General features: G+C 53.7%; 1 protein-coding gene. It reads right to left on the reverse strand.

Annotation, left to right across the window (positions count from 1 at the left end; genetic code table 11):
• Positions 1-55 precede the first annotated feature (55 nt).
• A complete protein-coding gene (locus tag JJL52_RS21095; protein ID WP_202054492.1) occupies positions 56-1000 on the reverse strand; it encodes an IS5 family transposase in 945 nt (314 codons plus the stop codon).
• Positions 1001-1042: the final 42 nt, after the last annotated feature.

Below are 1042 nucleotides of genomic sequence, written 5' to 3' on the forward strand. Positions count from 1 at the left end.
GGCTTTGTTGCATAAATCCTAATGAGGGCAAAGCTTCCCCTTTTGTATTATTCGGTTAATTGACCGGATAACTATCGGGCAACCCTAAGCCCGTCATTTTATTTAATGCCCCAACACGCAAGTAAGCTTCCGCTTGCTGGGCCATAAAGCTTCGGTTTTTCAACTTCCCGCTAAATAGCGCCTTGATCCGAAACATCGCGGTTTCCGCCAAACTGCGGCGATGATAGCCACTATTCCGTTTCCATTCGGTTGCGCCTTTCTCCTGGCAAGTGTGCAGAATGGCTGTTCTCGGGTGCGGCATCCCGTCTTCATCGTTAGGCCAGGCCACCGCCCCGGCCCGTGGCGGTATCAAAGCTTTAGCATTCCTCTTCCTGATGGCTTGGTGGCAATGAACCGTATCATAAGCCCCGTCAGCTGCCACCGATGCCAGCGCTTCCTCGGGGTCCAGCTGTTCTAGAAGATCCGGCAAAACTTCGGCATCGCCGACAAAATTCGCCGTGAGTTCAACCGCTACGACTTCCTGGCTCTGCGCATCCACGGCAATATGCAGTTTACGCCAGGTCCGGCGTTTGCCGATGCTATGCTGGCGGACTTTCCATTCCCCTTCGCCATAGACTTTCAATCCTGTCGCATCCACGACCAGATGCCGAGGTTTCTGCGCCACAGACCGGGGTAGTGTCACCGTTAGGGTTTGTTGCCGTCGGCACAAGGTGCTGTAATCCGGCACTTGCAGCTCAACACCCAACAGCTTGACCAGGGATCTTAGAAATCCCTCGGTCGATCGCAGCGGCAACTGAAAAAGCTCCCGGATCGTCAGTCCGCACTGAATCGCCACATCGGAATAGGTCAGTGCCCTACCGCGATAACCGGACCGTTCCGGCTGATGCCAGCGTTCAATCTGACCGTCTTCAAACCAGAGCGTCAAGCAGCCCCGATTAACCAAGGATTCATTATACGCCCGCCAATTCTTGAGCTTATAACTGGTTTTCTCTTTTTTCATCCCCCTGATTTGGGGCCGCTGGGGAATTTATGCAACAAAGCC

Origin of the sequence: Candidatus Methylomicrobium oryzae (genome assembly GCF_016745425.1) — a bacterium.
Taxonomy (GTDB): domain Bacteria; phylum Pseudomonadota; class Gammaproteobacteria; order Methylococcales; family Methylomonadaceae; genus Methylomicrobium; species Methylomicrobium oryzae.

What these genes read in the sequence shown, in the direction of transcription:
- JJL52_RS21095 (WP_202054492.1), bottom strand. Translation starts at nt 1,000, where the DNA reads ATGAAAAAAGAGAAAACCAGTTATAAGCTCAAGAATTGGCGGGCGTAT.